This window comes from Pandoraea soli (genome assembly GCF_902459595.1).
In the GTDB taxonomy this organism is placed as follows: domain Bacteria; phylum Pseudomonadota; class Gammaproteobacteria; order Burkholderiales; family Burkholderiaceae; genus Pandoraea; species Pandoraea cepalis.
This window is the reverse complement of the sequence record NZ_CABPSG010000049.1, coordinates 1-563: the sequence shown is the minus strand read 5'-3', so window position 1 is coordinate 563 and position 563 is coordinate 1. Positions and strand designations below refer to the sequence as shown.

1 protein-coding gene is annotated in these 563 nt (G+C 68.0%); it reads right to left on the bottom strand.

Annotation, left to right across the window (positions count from 1 at the left end):
• Positions 1 to 563 (bottom strand): Rossmann-fold NAD(P)-binding domain-containing protein (locus tag PSO31014_RS22250; protein ID WP_484555848.1); only part of this gene is annotated, 563 nt, incomplete at both ends.

The window sequence follows — 563 nt, the reverse complement described above, 5'->3', positions numbered from 1 at the left end:
CGGGCAGTTGCCGCCGCCGTTCGCGCCGCGCCCTGCCGCCAGATCGATGATCACCGAGCCGGGCTTCATGGCCTTGACGGTGTCTTCGGCGATGAGCGTCGGTGCGGCGCGTCCCGGAATCAACGCGGTGGAGATGACGATGTCCGCCTGCGTCAAACGTGTGTGCACGAGTTGCGACTGACGCGCGAGCCATGCCGCCGGCATCGGACGCGCATAGCCGCCCACGCCCTTGGCGATCTCGCGTTCCTCGTCGGTCTCGAAAGGCACGTCGATGAACTTGGCGCCGAGCGATTCGATCTGCTCGCGCACGGCCGGACGCACATCCGAGGCCTCGATGACCGCACCGAGACGCTTGGCCGTGGCGATGGCCTGCAACCCGGCGACGCCGGCGCCCAGCACGACCAGACGCGCGGCCTTGACCGTGCCGGCGGCCGTCATGAGCATCGGCATGAAACGCTGGTACAGATTGGCGGCAAGCATCACGGCCTTGTAGCCGGCGATGTTGGCCTGCGAGGACAACACGTCCATGCTTTGCGCACGCGTGGTCCGCGGCGCGGCTTCCA